Origin of the sequence: Flavobacterium sp. LS1R10 (assembly GCF_003968825.1) — a bacterium.
Taxonomy (GTDB): Bacteria; Bacteroidota; Bacteroidia; order Flavobacteriales; family Flavobacteriaceae; genus Flavobacterium.
Map to the genome: position 1 here is coordinate 901,963 of NZ_RYDH01000001.1, position 17,849 is coordinate 919,811.

General features: G+C 34.0%; 11 protein-coding genes. All 11 read left to right on the top strand.

The genetic code is table 11. From position 1 onward, the window contains the following. Window positions 1-10: 10 nt before the first annotated feature. The 11 genes from EKL96_RS03945 to EKL96_RS03995 all read left to right on the top strand — a co-directional run bounded on the left by EKL96_RS03945 (window position 11) and on the right by EKL96_RS03995 (window position 17,806). Window positions 11-1,558: a RagB/SusD family nutrient uptake outer membrane protein gene (locus tag EKL96_RS03945; RefSeq protein WP_126458449.1), complete on the top strand. Its 1,548-nt coding sequence runs from the start codon at window positions 11-13 to the stop codon at window positions 1,556-1,558. A 206-nt stretch (window positions 1,559-1,764) separates the two neighbouring features. Further along, window positions 1,765-5,067, top strand: a complete 3,303-nt coding sequence (locus tag EKL96_RS03950) for a VCBS repeat-containing protein (RefSeq protein ID WP_126458452.1) — start codon at window positions 1,765-1,767, stop codon at window positions 5,065-5,067. Further along, entirely contained in the window at window positions 5,060-8,317 is a 3,258-nt protein-coding gene (locus EKL96_RS03955) for a VCBS repeat-containing protein (protein ID WP_126458454.1), read from the top strand. Before EKL96_RS03950 ends, EKL96_RS03955 begins: the two co-directional genes overlap by 8 nt. A gap of 33 nt (window positions 8,318-8,350) precedes the next feature. Next, complete coding sequence (locus EKL96_RS03960; protein WP_126458457.1) at window positions 8,351-9,709, top strand: vanadium-dependent haloperoxidase; 1,359 nt, start codon at window positions 8,351-8,353, stop codon at window positions 9,707-9,709. Window positions 9,710-9,723: 14 nt separating this feature from the next. Further along, entirely contained in the window at window positions 9,724-10,638 is a 915-nt protein-coding gene (locus EKL96_RS03965; protein ID WP_126458461.1) for a hypothetical protein, read from the top strand. Between the two features lie 133 nt (window positions 10,639-10,771). Beyond that, window positions 10,772-12,073 (top strand): MFS transporter, encoded by a 1,302-nt coding sequence (locus EKL96_RS03970; RefSeq protein WP_126458464.1) that lies wholly within the window; start codon window positions 10,772-10,774, stop codon window positions 12,071-12,073. After that, window positions 12,057-13,253: a glycoside hydrolase 100 family protein gene (locus tag EKL96_RS03975; RefSeq protein ID WP_231507383.1), complete on the top strand. Its 1,197-nt coding sequence runs from the start codon at window positions 12,057-12,059 to the stop codon at window positions 13,251-13,253. The genes EKL96_RS03970 and EKL96_RS03975 overlap by 17 nt, the downstream gene beginning before the upstream one ends. After that, a complete protein-coding gene (locus tag EKL96_RS03980; RefSeq protein WP_126458466.1) occupies window positions 13,254-14,192 on the top strand; it encodes a carbohydrate kinase family protein in 939 nt (312 codons plus the stop codon). 39 nt (window positions 14,193-14,231) lie between these two features. Then, the gene (locus EKL96_RS03985; RefSeq protein ID WP_126458469.1) at window positions 14,232-15,446 is read left to right on the top strand and encodes an MFS transporter; all 1,215 of its coding nucleotides are present in this window, start codon (window positions 14,232-14,234) and stop codon (window positions 15,444-15,446) included. After that, window positions 15,443-17,308, top strand: coding sequence for a trehalase family glycosidase (locus EKL96_RS03990; RefSeq protein WP_126458472.1), 1,866 nt, complete (start codon window positions 15,443-15,445; stop codon window positions 17,306-17,308). Before EKL96_RS03985 ends, EKL96_RS03990 begins: the two co-directional genes overlap by 4 nt. A 72-nt stretch (window positions 17,309-17,380) precedes the next feature. Beyond that, complete coding sequence (locus EKL96_RS03995) at window positions 17,381-17,806, top strand: CBS domain-containing protein (protein ID WP_126458474.1); 426 nt, start codon at window positions 17,381-17,383, stop codon at window positions 17,804-17,806. Window positions 17,807-17,849: the final 43 nt, after the last annotated feature.

Below are 17,849 nucleotides of genomic sequence, written 5' to 3' on the forward strand. Positions count from 1 at the left end.
TAGAATAAAAATGAAAAAAAATAATTTTATAAAGTACGGTATTTTTGCTGGAGCATTAGTTCTTGGCGTTAGTTGTACTAATTTAGATGAACAAATCCCTGATGCAACTGAAATTTCAAAAGCGGATCCTGATGCAGTTTTGACTTCAGCTTATAATGGATTGCGACAATTTGAGGGACAAGACGGAGTATTTGCAATACAAGAGGTTTCTACAGATTTTGTTATTGTGCCAACACGTGCAGGTGACTGGGGTGACGGTGGAGCGTGGTTGCAAGATCATTTTCATACATGGGACGCAAATAGTAGAGAAATAAATACTTCTTGGAGACAGATGCTATCAAGTGTTTATAATTGTGACTTAGCATTAGCTATACAGGGAATTCCGGCTGACAAGAAAGCGCAAGCTCAATTTTTGAAAGCTTATTATTATTACAATGCTATTGATATGTTTGGTCAAGTTCCATACAGAGAAGCAGGTAGTTCTCCAGATGATTTTCCTAAGGTTTGGACTTCTCCTGAAGCGACAGCTAAAATTATTGCATTGCTTGTAGAAGCGTTGCCTAATCTTCCTGCAAAAAATACTTCTGATCCTTCAATTGCAAGTAAAGATGCAGCAAACTTTTTGTTAGCTAAAATTTATTTGAATAAAGCGGTATTTGATTCGCCAAGTCATACAGGATTTAATGCGAACAATGTGGCTAATATGAATAAAGTAATTCAATACGTTGATGCTATTTCTAGCGCTACTACTTTAGCTTCGGATTACTGGGATAACTTTAAACCAGCAAATCATACTAGTCCGGAGTTAATTTTTACAGCCAAAAATATTAATGGTGTTGATATGGGCGCTATTAGAACAAGGTGGTATATGGGAAACCATTACAATCAAGTTCCAAGTGGTTGGAACGGATTTTCTGTATTGCAGGAGTATTACGATAAATTTGATCCGTCAGATAGACGTATTAATAATAATGATCCGGCTATTATTGCCGCTTTCGGGAGCCCTCTAGGACTGCGTAAAGGACTGCAATATGATAAAGGAGGAGTTACTCCTCTAACAACAAGAGCTCAAAATGGTTCATTACCTTTAAATTTTCAAAGTGATTTGGCAAATTTGCCAGCAGATGGTAGAATCATTTCTCAAAGCTGGTTAGAAAGATGGGGTATTCGTCCACAAAAATACATTCCAGATGTGTCTAATATGGATAAACCGGAAAATGACTATGTGTTATTCCGTTACGCGGATGCTTTATTGATGAAAGCGGAGGCTATAACAAGAGGTGGTTCAAGCACAAGTACTGTTGTTTCTATTGCTGCTCAATTACAAGCTCGTCAAGGAATTACCACTGTAATTAATTTGTCGACTTTGGCTAACATTGATAAAGCTAGAGCTACAGAATTGTGGGAAGAAGGTTGGAGAAGAAATGATATGATTCGTTTTGGAACTTATACTACTGCTAGAGCTACAATGAAGAATACTGATGCGTATAGAGTATTGTTACCCGTACCAACAACAGCTTTGTTGAATCCTAATATTAAACAAAATCCTGGATATTAAAAGTATTGTTTACTGTTAATTATATTTGGAGTTAGTTATTAAGAGGGCGATTTATTGCCCTCTTAATTTTTTTATAATTGAGAGCTTCTTATGAAGCTCTTTTTTTGTTTTATTTCACACTTTTTTTGGCTCTTTTTAATTTTTTTATAAACTGAAAAAAACATAAATTGCGTGCTTATATTTATTTAAATTAATTCATTTTTAAGATGTTGAAGTGTATTGCGAGTTTTTTTCTATTTATAATTTTTATAAGTTGTTCTAAAGGAAATTCGGATTCCTTGTTTACTAAATTAGACGCTTCTGAAACGGGTATTAGTTTTCAGAATGAGGTGAAAAATGGTAAGAATATGAATATCTTTAAATATCGTAATTTCTATAACGGTGGCGGTGTAGCAATTGGTGATATCAATAATGATGGTTTGGCGGATGTCTTTTTTACTTCTAATCAAGGCACAAATAAGTTGTATTTGAATAAAGGCAATTTTAAATTTGAAGACATTTCAACAAAATCAGGGATTGAAGGTGAAAAAGCGTGGTCAACGGGTGTAGTAATGGTGGATGTCAATGGTGATGGTTTGCTAGATATTTATGTTTGTGATGCAGGAAGTAATATTGATGCTATAAGAAAAAGTCAGTTGTATATAAATAACGGGAATACTACTTTCACAGAAAAAGCGGCAGAATACAATCTTGCGGATACTGGAATTACAACCCATGCGGCCTTTTTTGACTATGACAAGGATGGGGATTTAGATTGTTATATTTTGAATAACAGCTTTATTCCGGTTGGGACCTTAAATTATTCTAATAAAAGAGAATTACGAGATAAAGACTGGGATGTTGCTGAAATCCTTAAAGGAGGTGGTGATAAATTGATGCGGAATGACAATGGGAAATTTGTTGATGTTAGTGAATCAGCGGGTATTTTTAGTAGTTTGATTGGTTTTGGTTTAGGAGTGACTGTGGGGGATGTTAACGGCGATTTATATCCAGACATTTATATCTCAAATGATTTTTATGAAAGAGATTATTTATACATCAATAATAAAAACGGAACGTTTACCGAACAAATTCAAGGTTGGGCAACCCATATAAGTCAATCTTCTATGGGGGCAGATTTAGCGGATGTTAATAATGATGGTAAATCTGATGTTTTTACAACTGATATGTTGCCAGAAGGGGATGCCCGTTTAAAAACAACAACTAGTTTTGATAACTATGATTTATTGACTAGAAAATTGAATTTAGATTTTTTTAATCAATATATGTCCAATACTTTACAGATTAATGATGACAATAATAAATTTATTGAAATAGCTAATTATGCAGGCGTGGCTAAAACGGATTGGAGTTGGGGAGCCTTGTTGTTTGACATGGATAATGATGGGTATAAAGATATTTATGTTTGTAATGGGATTTATCATGACTTGACAAATCAAGATTTTATGGACTTTTTTGCAAATGAATTTTTGCAGAAAATGGTAGTTACAGGTAAAAAAGAAGATATTGAAACCATTATAGCCAAGATGCCAAGCACGCCTATCTCAAATTACGCTTATAAAAACAATCATAATCTGACGTTTACAAATAATGCGATAAATTGGGGTTTGGATACGCCAAGTTTCTCTAATGGTGCGGCTTATGGTGATTTAGATAATGATGGTGACTTAGATTTAGTAGTGAATAATGTAAATATGGAATCCTTTGTTTACAGAAATAATTCAGAGAAAAACAAAGCAAATCATTTTGTTAAGGTAAAATTGAAAGGAGATAATCAAAATAAATTTGCTATCGGTAGTGTAGTTGAATTATATTCAAGTAAGGAAATTATAAGACAAGAGTTAATTCCTTCAAGAGGATTTCAATCTTCTATTGATTATGTAATGACGTTTGGTATTGGAACTAAAAAAATAGATTCATTACAGGTAATTTGGCCAAATGGAAAATCGCAAACGATAAAAAAAGTAATTCTCAATTCAACTATTAATTTATCAATTGGTAATGCTAAAAAAGAGTATATCTTTAAAAAAACACAGTCAAAAGCCTTATTTAAAGAGGTGAAGTCAAACTTTATTACTCATAAGGAAAATGATTACATCGATTTTGATTATGAAGGATTAATCTCTAGAATGCTATCACAAGAGGGACCTTCACTTGCCGTAGGAGATATTAATGGTGATGGGAATGATGATGTGTTTATTGGAGGTGCTAAAGGACAATCAGGAAAAATTTATTTGAACAAAGGAGACAATAGTTTTGGCGTCACAGTTCAAAAAGATTTGGATGTAGATGTTGATTTTGAAGATACAGCGGCTAGCTTCTTTGATGCTGATAATGATGGAGACCTAGATTTATTTGTAGGTTCAGGCGGAAATGAGAAATCGGATCAAGCCAATTATAAAAACCGTTTGTATTTGAATAATGGCAAAGGGATTTTCATAAAAAGTAAAACTACCATTCCAACAACTAATAATGTATCAGTTATTGCACCTTGTGATTTTGATAGTGATGGGGATGTAGATGTTTTTGTGGGGAGTAGAAGTGTTCCAGGAGTCTATGGTATTGACCCAAAACATTTATTATTAGAAAATGATGGCAAAGGAAATTTTACAAATATTATCGATAAAAAAGCCTTCAAACTCAACTCGACTGGAATGATTACTGATGCGGTTTGGGAAGACATTGATAATGATTCTAAGAAAGATTTGATTGTAGTAGGCGATTGGATGGCTCCACAAATCTTTAAAAATACAGGAAGACGTTTGGCTATTTTTAAATCAAATTTGACTGGTTATTCAGGTTTTTGGAATTCAATAAATTGTGTGGATTTGAATAATGACGGTAAAAAAGATTTTATTTTTGGGAATAAAGGAACTAATACAACTTATAAAGCTTCTGCTAAAAATCCTATGAAATTATTTGTCAATGATTTTGACAATAATGGAACTATTGAACAAATTACTACTCGTACTATTGAAGGAAAAGATATGCCAATTCATTTAAAACAAGAATTGGCAAAACAGATTCCATCTATTAAAAAGAAAAATTTAAGTTATGCTGATTATGCGAACAAATCAGTTCAAGAAATATTTGCTCAAGATGTAGTCGGCAATTCTTTACAAAAAACGGCTGTGATTCAGGAAAGTGTTGTTGCTATTAATAAGGGTAATGGTCAGTTTGAAATAAAAATATTACCAAAAGAAGTGCAATTTTCATCTGTAAATACTACTTGTGTCGTGGATGTTAATAAGGACGGAATTTTAGATATCATACTTGGGGGAAATCAATATGAATTTAAACCGCAATTTGGGCGATTAGATGCCAATCATGGAAGTGTTTTGTTAGGGAGTAAAAAAGGTGATTTTACTTGGCTTCCTTATGCTAATTCTGGTTTCTTTTTAACTGGAGAAGTGCAAAAGATTAAAATAGTTAAAAACAAAAATAATACGATAGCTATTTTAGCAGTACTCAATAATAATACTCCAAAACTATTTATAAGTAATGAATAATTTTTTTAAAATAGGTCTAGCGTCATTGCTATTTATTAGTTGTTCAAAGAATGAAAATCTATTATTTGAAAAACTATCGCCCGAAGAAAGTAATGTAAAGTTTAATAATCAATTAGATCAATCAAAGAATATTTCGATTTTAGATTATCTCTATTATTATAATGGAGGCGGGGTCGCTCTGGGTGATATTAATAATGATGGTTTAGTAGATATTTATTTTACGTCCAATCAAGGAAAAAACAAGTTGTATCTCAATAAGGGCGACAATAAATTCGAGGATATTTCTGTGAAAGCTGGCATAGAGGGGGAAAGTGATTGGAAAACGGGTTCTATTATGGCCGATGTCAATGGCGATGGGTATTTAGATATCTATGTTTGTGCAGTGGTAGGAATCAATGGATTTGAAGGTCATAATGAATTATTTATTAATAATAAAAATAATACCTTCACTGAAAGTGCTTCAGAATACGGATTAGATCTTGATAATTACAGTTCTTCGGCAGCGTTTTTTGATTACGACGGCGATGGTGATTTAGACATGTATTTGTTAAATCATGCGATTCATTCGGAAGCTTCTTATGGCAAAGCTGATATTCGAAATAAAAGAAATTATGAAAGTGGAGATAAACTATTTAGAAATGATGATGGCGAATTTGTTGATGTAAGCGCACAAGCGGGTATTTTTGGAGGTGCTAATGGCTATGGTTTAGGAATAGCGATTTCTGATTTTAATTTGGATGGCAATCCAGACATTTATGTTTGTAACGATTTTCATGAAGATGATTATTATTACTTAAATAATGGAGATGGGACATTTACAGAAAGTATGAAGAATTATTTTGGTCATATTAGTCGATTTTCGATGGGAATAGATGTCGCTGATATCAATCACGATGGTTTTCCGGACATAATTACATTGGATATGTTGCCTGAGGATGAAAAAGTCTTAAAATCTTCATCGGGTGACGATAATCCTCAAATGTTGAAGGTTAGAACAGAAAAATTAGGGTATCATTATCAATATACCAGAAATATGTTGCAAATTAATCAGGGAGGGAAACATTTTACAGAAACAGCTTTGTTGAGTGGGGTAGCGGCAACAGATTGGAGTTGGAGCTCCTTATTTGCTGATTATGATCAAGATGGTGAACAAGATATTTTTATTTGTAATGGAATTCCGAAACGGCCAAATGATTTGGATTACATAAAGTATTTTTCAAATGATCATGTAAAAACCAAACTTAATACAACTAAGTTATTGGATAAACAAGCGCTAAAGAAAATGCCTAAAGGCAATGTAACCAATTATGTGTTTCAAGGAGCTAAAGATTTGCAATTTAAAAACAAATCTAATGAATGGATAGAAAACGATTCCATTATTTCAAATGGTGGTGCTTATGCCGATTTAGATAATGATGGTGATTTGGATGTTGTAACCAATAATTTGAATAGTGTGGCTTCCATTTATATTAACAGGACTAATAATAAAGCCAATTATTTAAAATTAAAATTGCGTTTTGGAGGAAAGAATACTTTCGGGATAGGAAGTAAAGTGATTTCGTATGTAAAAGGCAAAAAACAATTTAAAGAAATTCAGACTACACGTGGTTTTCAATCGAGTTCAGAACCCATAATTCATTTTGGTTACGGAAAAATAAAGCAAGTAGATTCTATTCAGGTAATTTGGCCGGATAAAACGATCCAAACCCTGAAAAATGTAAAAACGAATCAGACGCTTACAATCCAAGCTAATCCGGGGCGTAAAGTATTTAATTATGCAAAATTACATCCAGCTATTTTGCCTATTTTTAAAAAATCAGAAATCAATTTAGGAATCGATTTTACACATCTAGAAAATGACTTTGTTGATTTTACAGCTCAAAAATTAATACCATATCAACGTTCTGATCGTGGACCGGCAACTGTTGTTGGAGATTTGAATAATGATGGTAAAGAAGATGTTTTCTTTGGAGGATCACAAGGGAAGTTAGCCGAAATTTACCTTCAAAATGGAAAAGGATTTTCAAAAAAAGTATTCAATTCAATTTACTTAGATTCCATTTATGAAGATGCCTCGGCGGTGATTGCTGATTTCAATGGGGATAAGCAAAATGATTTAATAGTTGCTTCTGGAAGTGGACAATATGCTGCTGATCTAATTCATAGATTGTATTTGGGAAATACGCTAATTAAAAGTGCTTTTCCAGATACAAAGGCAATGAATGCTTCTGTTATTAAAACAATTGATTATGATAAAGATGGCGATTTAGATTTGTTTGTCGGAAATAATTCTAAATATAATAGTTTCGGGCGAATGCCAGATTGTTACTTGTTAAATAATAATAAAGGTGTGTTTTCGATAGTTCAAAGTAAAATTTTCGCAGGAATTGGAATGGTTACTGATGCGTTGGTTACGGATTTTAATAATGATGGAAACTTAGATTTGATTGTAGTAGGGGAATGGATGAAACCTAAATTTTTTGCCAATATAAAAGGAAGCTTTAAAGAGGTTACAGAAAGTCTTTTACCAGGAAATCAGAATGGGTTATGGCAGTCTATTTGTGCATTTGATATTGACCATGATGGTGATCAAGACTATTTGGTTGGAAACTGGGGAATGAATTCAAAATTCAAAGCCTCTCCGGAATTCCCTATGAAAATGTATTACGATGATTTTGATACGAATGACACTTTTGAAACAATTGTTGCGATCGAAAAAAACGGAAAATACTATACTACAATAGGTTTAGATGAATTAGCTGAAGAATTCAGTGGAATGTTGAAAAAGAAATTCAATAGCTATAAATCCTTTGCTGGAAAAACACTAGAGGAAGTTTTTGATCCCAAAATGTTAGACAAAGCAAAATTGTATGAAGTTCATAATTTAAAATCGGGGTATTTAAGAAATGACAAGGGTAAATTTATTTTTGTTCCATTTTCCAATAAAATGCAAGTAGCGCCTATCACCAGTTTTGTGAAATCTAATTTTGATTCAGATGCTAGGGAAGAAGTTTTTGCTGCGGGAAATTACTTTGGAGTGACTCCATATCACAGTAGATTTGATGGGTTTTCCGGTGCTTTAATCAAGAATGAAAAAACCATCTTGTTAGGGCATCAAATTGGAATTGATCTGACTCAAAAAGCAGTTAAGCATCTGGGGATTATCAATTTTAAAGGCAAAAAATACCTGCTAATTACCATCAATAATAAAAAGGCAGAGCTGTACGAAATGCCTTCAGCTAAGAACTAATTTAATGAAAACAACTCACTTAAACCCTATAAAATGAACTCTAAAATTTATCTTCTAGGACTTATAATGCTCTTTTTGACCTCTTGTGGCAAAGAGATGCCAATTAAAGTGTCATCAGCTGATTTTTGTGCTGCAGTAGATACAGTAACAGGAATTATGGTTCATGACATATTTTCTCCTCCAGTAGCGAGTAGAATTTATGTTTATCCCAATGTTGCAGCTTACGAGATTATGGCACAAAATAGCACGAAATACGAAAGTTTACAAGGGCAGTTAAAAGGACTGGATTCTATTCCTAAACTAGATCCGAAAAGTGGAGTGAATAAAAATTTGGCAGCGCTTATTGCCCATATTGAAGTGAGTAAAGAATTGATTTTTTCTGAGGAAGCTATAGAAAAATATAGAGACAGTTTGTATGAAAAATGGAGCGCTGAAAATCAAAAAGAATTTGATGTTTCCAAAGCGTACGCTTTAAGAGTGGTAGACAGAATAAAAATGTGGATGGGGAAAGATAATTATAAACAAACGCGTACTTTTCCTAAGTTTTCAGTGTATGCAGATCAACCCGGCCGATGGCAACCAACGCCGCCCTCTTATATGGATGGTGTGGAGCCTCATTGGGGCGAAATAAGAACTTTGGTTATGGATTCAGCCTCTCAATTTAAAGCCATTCCACCTCATCCTTATTCTACGGATAAAAATTCTGCTTTTTATAAAGAGGCAAAAGAAACCTATGATGTCGGAAATTTAATTTCTGAAAAATTAATTGAAGTCGAAAAAAATCCAAGCAAACCAATTCCTGAGGAATCGGCTATAGCTTCCTTTTGGGATTGTAATCCCTATGCTACAGTCATACAGGGACACATGATGTTTGCAAAGAAGAAAAATACACCGGATGCACATTGGATTAATATCACTAAAATAGCCTTAAAAAAATCGAAATCAGATTTTGAAACTACTGTTTTTGCTTACACTATAACATCTATCGGAATTTTTGAGAGCTTCATTAGTTGTTGGGATGAAAAGTATAGGAGTAATGTTGTGCGTCCTGAAACGTATATCAATCAAAACATTGATGAAAACTGGAGACCACAATTACAAACACCTCCTTTTCCGGAATATGTAAGTGGACACTCTGTAGTTTCGTCGTGTTCGGCAATTATTCTAACCTCTATTTTTGGAGATAATTTTAGTTATATCGATGACTCAGAAGTTTCTTTTGGGTTGCCTAAAAGACCTTTTAAATCGTTTAAGCAAGCTGCAGCAGAAGCTTCTATTAGTAGGTTGTATGGAGGCATTCATTATAGAGCCGCAATTGAAAATGGGGTAGTTCAAGGTACAAACCTAGGGACATATATTAATAGTAAAATCAAATTTTTCAAATCTAAATAAATCAAATTCATACAATGAATAATAAGTTAAAGTGGTTATCGGCTGTCGTTTTATTTTCTTTTTTAGGATGGTATTTTTTATTAAAGCAATCGGATTATACTATTACTTTTAAAGTTAATGCTGCAACAGGAACTATTTCTCAAGGAATTATAGAGTGGACAACAACACAGACTAAAAATCAAAATGAATTTTATACTGTTTTAGAAAAAAGAAATTTTGATTTCATCAAACATCAGATGAAAAAAGGAAATAAAGAAATGGAATACACTTGGAATATGAAATCAGTAAACGATTCTATGACCAGTATTACTGTTGGAATAAAAGATTTAAATCATTCCTTTTACAATAGATTAACAGCTCCCTTTGTTTCAACCAAGTTTAGGACGGAACAAATAGAGAAAATAAAATCTTTTAAAATGGGACTTGAAGATCATATTGACGATTTTAAAATAAGAATAGACGGTAAAAGATCATCTGAAGAAATATATGTAGCTTACATTTCTTTAAAAAGTATTTTGCAAGAAAAAGCACAGACTATGATTGAATTTGATGCTAAAATTGTAGGTTATTTAGATAGAAATAAAATAAAAATAATCGGTTATCGTCCTTATTTGGAAGTTACTGATTGGAATCAAGATAAAGAAATTATTAGTTTTAATTATTGTTTTCCGATTTCCAAAAATACAAAATATGTTCCGGATAGTGATGTCAAATTTAAAATTATACCGGCGTTAAAGGGTCTTCAGGCAACATATTTTGGTAATTTCAGAACTTCAGACAGATCTTGGTTTGCGTTGTTGGATTATGCGAAACTACATGGCTATAAATTAGAGAATAAACCATTAGAGCATTTTCTTTCAAATCCTTTTAATGGGGGTGTAGAATCAGAATGGGAAACAAAAATCATCATTCCTTTTGCTTCAAAATAAAGGTTGATTTTCGTTGATTTAAAATAATCGAAAACGTTTTCGGGTCTTCCGAAAACGTTTTTGTTTTTAATCTGTTTTTAATTGGCAATATTAAAATTATTTTTAGATAAAATTAATAAATCAACCAACCAAAATGAGCTTTAAAGTAAAATTAAAATTTTGGCAGATAATCAATATGAATGTTGGTTTTTTCGGCATACAATACAGTTTCGGCTTGCAACAAAGTGCCGTAAATCCTATTTATGATTTTTTACATGCAAGTCCGGATCAAATTCCTATTTTAAATCTTGCCGGACCCTTAACGGGCTTATTGATTCAACCCATTATTGGCGCAATGAGTGATAAAACGTGGCATCCAAGGTGGGGAAGGCGCAAACCGTACTTTTTTATCGGAGCCATAATTTGTAGTATCGCCTTATTTCTATTCCCATTTAGCAGTTCCTTATGGATGGCTGCAGGTTTGCTTTGGATTCTGGATGTTGGTAACAATACTGCTATGGAACCGTACCGGGCTTTTATTGCGGATACGCTGGATGAAGAACAACAACCAACAGGTTTCCAGGCGCAAAGTTTTTTTACTGGTTTCGGACAGTTTCTGGCTTATATTTCCCTTTTTCTGTTTCCAATTATTTTTGTAGGATATACAGGATCGCTACCAACGTGGATTTATGCCTCCTTTTTTTTAGGAGCAATTCTTTCAGTAACTTCCATTTGGTGGAGTATGGGTAAAACTACAGAAATCCCGCCAACAGCAGAAGAATTAGCTATCTTAAAAGCAGAACCTCTAAATATTTTTTCGCCTTTTATCGATATTTATAAAGCAGTTTTAGAAATGCCAACGGTCATGTGGCAACTGTTTCTGGTGTATTTGTTTCAATGGTATGCCATGATGTGCTATTGGCAAAATAATTCGAAAAGTATTGCTTTGTCCGTATGGAATGTAACACCGAGGAATGCAATGGGCTATGAAAAAGCGGTAGAATGGAACGGATTAATTGGTGCTTTTGGATTTATAGTTACTTTTTCAATTGCCTTTTATTTGGCAATATTAGCTAAAAAATACGGTGCAAAAATGATTCATTTTGTCTGTCTTTTATTTGGAGCCGTTTCTTTTTTATGGTTTCCAATGGTGCAAAATCAATACATATTTTTTGCAGTAATTATTGGTTACGGAATTGCTTGGGCCAGTATGATGGGAATACCATATTTGATGGTCGTTGCTGTTATTCCAAAAGAGCGCTATGGAGTGTACATGGGTATTATTAATATGATGATTGTTATTCCAATGATTATCCAAAATCTCTCTTTTGGTTATATTTTAAAGAATTTCTTAGATAATGATGCTCGCCAAGCCATTACTTTTGCTGGGGTTCTGATGCTAATCGGTGCTTTTTGTACTCTTTTGATTAAAAGTAAAAATGTTTCAAGACAATAATATGAACAGTGATTTGAATTATACAAAAGCAATGGAGTTGCTTGAGAAAGTGTCTTCTTCTGAAGGATTTCTAGCCAGTGCTCAAAATATTTCCAACTATAAAAGAGTCTGGGCCCGAGATGGAGTGATTTGTGGATTGGCGGCTTTGGCCTCTGGAGATAAAAAATTGATCGAAACATTCCGTAACACATTAGAAACATTAGCTAGTAATCAACATCAAAATGGCACTATTCCGTCTAACGTGATGACAATTGGCGAGCAAGTTGAGGTTAGTTATGGCGGATTGGCAGGAAGAGTCGACGCCGTGACTTGGTTTGTAATTGGGATCTGCCAATATGCGTATTATACAAAGGACATTACTTTTGTAGCAAAATACGATACTGAAATTGAAAAGTGTTTTGCGCTCCTGGAATCCTGGGAATTTAACAATAAAGGCCTTTTGTATGTGCCATTATCAGGAAATTGGGCGGATGAATATATTACGGACGGCTATGTTTTGTACGATCAATTACTCCGAATTTGGGCCTTAAAAAGTTACAATCATTTTGCACATGACGAGGATATTACCGTAAAGATTGAAACAATAACAGCGCAACTAGAAATTAATTTTACTCCAAATTCAGTTGGTGAAAAATACCACGAACGTGCATATAATGAATTGAACTTCCAAAAATACATGCCGTGTTCTTTTTCACCGGCTGGTTACAAAACACAGTTTGATGCTTTTGCAAATTCGTTGGCTTTGTACTTAAACATTGGTTCCGAAGATTTTCAAAATTCAATTTTAGAATATTCAATTGCACTCAAAAACGAAATGAAATTGCAGTTGTTACCTGCTTTTTGGCCACCAATACAAGAAACTGATTTAGACTGGAATTTGCTTAAAAACAATTGCAAATACGAGTTCAGAAATTACCCTAATGAGTTTCATAACGGTGGAAGTTGGTCCATGGTCAATGGCTTTTATGGTCTGGCTTTGCTTTCGAAAGGAAATAATAAGGAAGCAGAGGCGCTTTTAACGGCTATAAATGAAGCCAACGCTATTGAAAATTTTAGTTTCTACGAAAATTTTAATAGCGAAACCAAAGAGCCAAACGGCGTTCCTTTTTGCGCTTGGAGTGGCGCAGCAACGGTGCTGTTGCACCAAAGTGTACATACAAATTTTAAATTTTTAGTTTAAGTGAAAAAGTCAATAGACATATTATGTGCAGGCGAAGTTTTGATTGATTTTATTGGTCATGAAATGAATACGTCTATAAATAGAACCAAAGATTACCATCGTTTTCTGGGCGGTTCGCCAACAAATTTGGCCGTAAATGCTGCGCGTTTGGGTCTGAAATCAGTATTAGTGGCCACCTGTGGAGAAGATGGTTTAGGCGAATATATTGTTCGAAAGTTAAAAGCAAATCATGTCATTACGTCACAAATTAGAATATCAGAAAGTCATCCGACGTCTGTAATATTTGTTTCAAAATCGACAAGTACGCCGGATTTTATTCCGTACAGAGAAGCAGATTGTCAGATTGAGCAAAGTCAAATACCGAATGATTTACTGGAAAGTGCTAAAATTTTCCATACGACTTGTTTTGCTTTAAGCAAAAATCCAGCTCGGACCACTATTGTGGAAAGTGCCAAACGAGCGAAAGCATTAGGATTACAAACGAGTATTGATATTAATTTTTCGGAGAGAATTTGGCCTGATCGGGAAGAGGCAAGTGAGGTTTTAAAGGATTATTTGTCAACAAATCCTTTGGTAAAATTAAGCGAAGATGACTGTTACCGTCTTTTTGCGGAAGAAAAAACCGAAAATTTTATTTTTGATTATTTTCATAGCTTGGGCGCTTCAACGATTTGTTTGACAAAAGGGAAAGATGGCGTAGTATTGTCTAATGTTGACTATGGAAGGTTTCATCAAAAAGCATTGCCGGTAGAAGATATTAAAGACACCACAGGAGCAGGAGACGCTTTCTGGACGGGTTTTTTATATGCACAATTGTTGAATAAAAACTTTGAAGAAACAATAACTATTGCACAGAAACTGGCAGTATTGAAACTTCAGAATGTAGGCAGATTGCCAGAAGGAATAGATATTCAGGAATATTTAAATTCCGATTTGTAATGTCTTTGAATAAAAATTAATTGTTATAATAGATAAAACATGAAAAAAAGCACTATAAAATTAGCCATGTATCTCAACTACTTTGTATTTGCAATTCTGCTGAACAGCGTGGGAATTGTGATATTAAAGGCGCAAAAAAATTATGGTGTAGATGAATTTCAAGCCAGTGTTTTGGAAGCATACAAGGATTTGCCCATTGCTATAGTTTCGTTTTTAATCGCTTCGTTTTTACCCAGAATTGGATATAAGAAAGCTATGCTTATTGGTTTGGCTTTGGTTTCAGCAGCTTGCGTCAGTATGTATTATGGAAATTCTTTTGGAACGGCCAAATTGCTTTTTGCTACCGTGGGCGTTTCTTTTGCATTGATAAAAGTATCGGTGTATTCACTTATTGGAACCATAACAACCAATCAACACGAACACAATAGTTTGATGAGTAGCATTGAAGGCGTGTTTATGATAGGAATTGCATTAGCGTATTTCTTGTTTCCGGCTTTTAATTCAGATGCGAATCCAGATGCTTGGTTGAACGTGTATTGGTTATTGGCCGGTATTTCGTTATTGTCTTTTGGTTTTTTATTTTTTATCAAATTCGAAAATAAAATTGAAATTCCGGGCGTTGATCTAGCTGATGACTTCAAACAAATGTTCAAATTATTTGCGAAACTGTTAACCATCGTTTTTGTAATCAGCGCATTCCTATTTGTAATGATTGAGCAGGGAATTATGTCTTGGTTGCCTACTTTCAATAATAAGGTGTTGCATCTTCCGGAGAATATCAGTATCATGATGGCGAGTATTTTGGCTATTTCATTGGCTGTAGGCCGACTTGTTGCTGGGGTAATTACTAAAAGAGTCAATTGGATTTGGGTACTCAGTTTTTGTATTATAGCAGCTATGCTCATTGTGATTTTTGTACTTCCTAAAACAGTTGGATTGAATGTCAAAGAAATCAATTCATTAAGCGATATTCCTTTGATAGGATTTGCATTTCCGTTAGTAGGACTTTTTATTGCACCGATTTATCCGCTTTTAAATTCAGTAGTTTTAAGTGCCTTGCCAAAAAAATTACACAGTTCTATGACTGGTTTAATTGTGGTTTTCTCAGCACTTGGTGGTACTTTGGGCTCTAGAGTTATTGGTTACTTATTTAAAAATGAAGGCCCTGAAAACGCCTTTTATTACACTTTAATTCCAATGTCATTACTGCTTGTTTCTTTCTTTATTTTAAAAAAACTTACCGCTAAACAATGAAATTCATACTCAATATAGACAAAGTATTCCAAGAACTATTGCTTCAAGAGGATACAGATCAGGATAAAAAAATCACGAAAGACGACAATGGGCCTAAAAAATTTGTTTTGGTAGACGAAAACACCAAACAGGAAGTGGCTATTATAGGTACGTATCATTTGTCCAATTTATTACAGGAATTAGCGCAGCTTAAGGAAGCGAATTCAGTATTGGGTGAAGTCGATTTGAGTCGCATTCAAGAGAATCCAGTTCACCGAATTTCAAGAAAAATCAAGGATGATTATTGGGAGGAACTGACTCGTACCATTGATAAAAAAGGGTTGAAACAAATTATTGAAGATGAAAAAACGTCCAGTGATGTGGCAACACTTTATGTTGCTGCCAAAGACAAAACGGGAGTTGCTTATTTTCAAGAATTAGAAAAAGAATTGCCAAATTTTAAAGTTGAAATTCTGCCTGAGAATTATTCGGTGGAATATGTGGAAACTTTAAATGAAAAACCAGGAATTCTGGCTTTGACTCTGGAACAAAAATTATACAGTCTGCAAGGTGTGCCTTTTGTTGTTCCTGGTGGAAGATTCAATGAAATGTATGGTTGGGACAGCTATTTTATTGGTGTTGGCTTGTTAATAGATGGTCAATTAGACAAAGCAATCGCAATTGCTGAAAATTTTAAATACCAAATTATACAGTATGGTAAAATTCTGAATGCGAATAGAAGTTATTATTTGACCAGAACACAACCGCCTTTGTATTCTTCTTTGCTAATCGAAATTGCAAAAAAGAAAACGCCAAGTGTAGACTGGTTAAGAAGTCATTTGGAAACGGTCATTTTGGAATACAATACAGTTTGGATGGTGCAAGGAAATCGCTTGACCCCAACAGGTTTAAACAGGTATAAAGCCGATGGAATTGGAATGCCATTTGAAGTAGAACCGGGGCATTTTGATGATGTTTTAGAGCCGTATGCTAAAAAATACAATTTACCTATTCGAGAATTTGAAAAACAATATTTACAGCGAACGCTTGTTGATGACGAACTGGACATTTATTTTGTTCATGATCGAAGCATGAGAGAAAGCGGGCATGATACAACAAACCGCCTGATAAATACGTGTACTAATTTGAATTCAGTAGATGTCAATAGTTTTCTTTACAAATATGAAAAAGATGTCGCTTACTTGATAAAAGAATATTTTAGTAATGCTTTTCAAAGTGGCGAGATCCTTTACACTTCAGAAGAATGGGAGCAAAAAGCACTTTCCCGTAAAGATAAAATGAATGAATTGTGCTGGAACGAGGACGCAGGTATGTATTTTGATTATGATTTTGTGAGCCATAAGCAGTTCCCGTTTGAAGCGGCGACAACATTTTTTCCTTTGTGGGCTGGGTTATGTGATGAAAATCAGGCCAAAAAATTAGTGGAAATTGCTTTGCCGCAATTTGTGAAAACAGGTGGAATTACAGGAAGCACTAAGGCTAGTATTGCTAATGCTTCAAAAGAGGTACCGCAACGACAATGGGATTATCCTTTTGGTTGGGCACCGCACCAAATGTTGCTGTGGGAAGGATTGATTAACTATAATTATCTAGATAAAGCACAAGAAATGGTGTACCGATGGTTGTGGTTAATTACTAGAAATGCAGTGGATTATAATGGAACAATCCCGGAAAAATTTGATTTGGAAATCAGTTCCCATAAAGTTTTTGCCGAATATGGTAATGTAGGGACTGAATTTGATTACATCGCAAAGGAAGGTTTTGGCTGGGTGAATGCGTCCTATCAATATGGATTACAAATTTTGAATGAAGAATTAAAAGCTAAATTAGGAGCGTTGGTTTCTCCTGATGCTATATTTTAGAGCTTAAAAAAAAGTTTTTGTTGTTTGAATGCATATTTTTTTTAACTTTATGATTCACTAAATGAATCAATTATGACAGTTAATCAAATTTTAAGTACTAAAGGGAAGGAAGTGTATTCCATACTTTCCACTAACACTGTTTACGAAGCATTGTCAGTGATGAGTGAAAAAAACATCGGAGCAATTCTTATTATTGAAGATACGATTTTGAAAGGTGTGCTGTCTGAAAGAGATTATGCTCGGAAAATTGTTCTGAAAGCAAAATCTTCAAAAAAAGCCTTTGTTTATGAAATCATGGAGACGGATGTGGTTACAGTAAGTCCATCGGATAATTTGGAGTACTGCATGGAGTTGATGAGTGCCAAAAGAGTGCGTCACCTGCCCGTTTTGGAAAATGAAATTGTAATTGGAATTATCTCAATAAGTGATGTGGTAAAGGCTATAATCGAGATCCAAAAAGAGACTATTCAACATTTAAACTCCTACATTACCCAATAAAAAAGATTCAAAAAAATAATAATTATTTAAAGCTGCATTACGT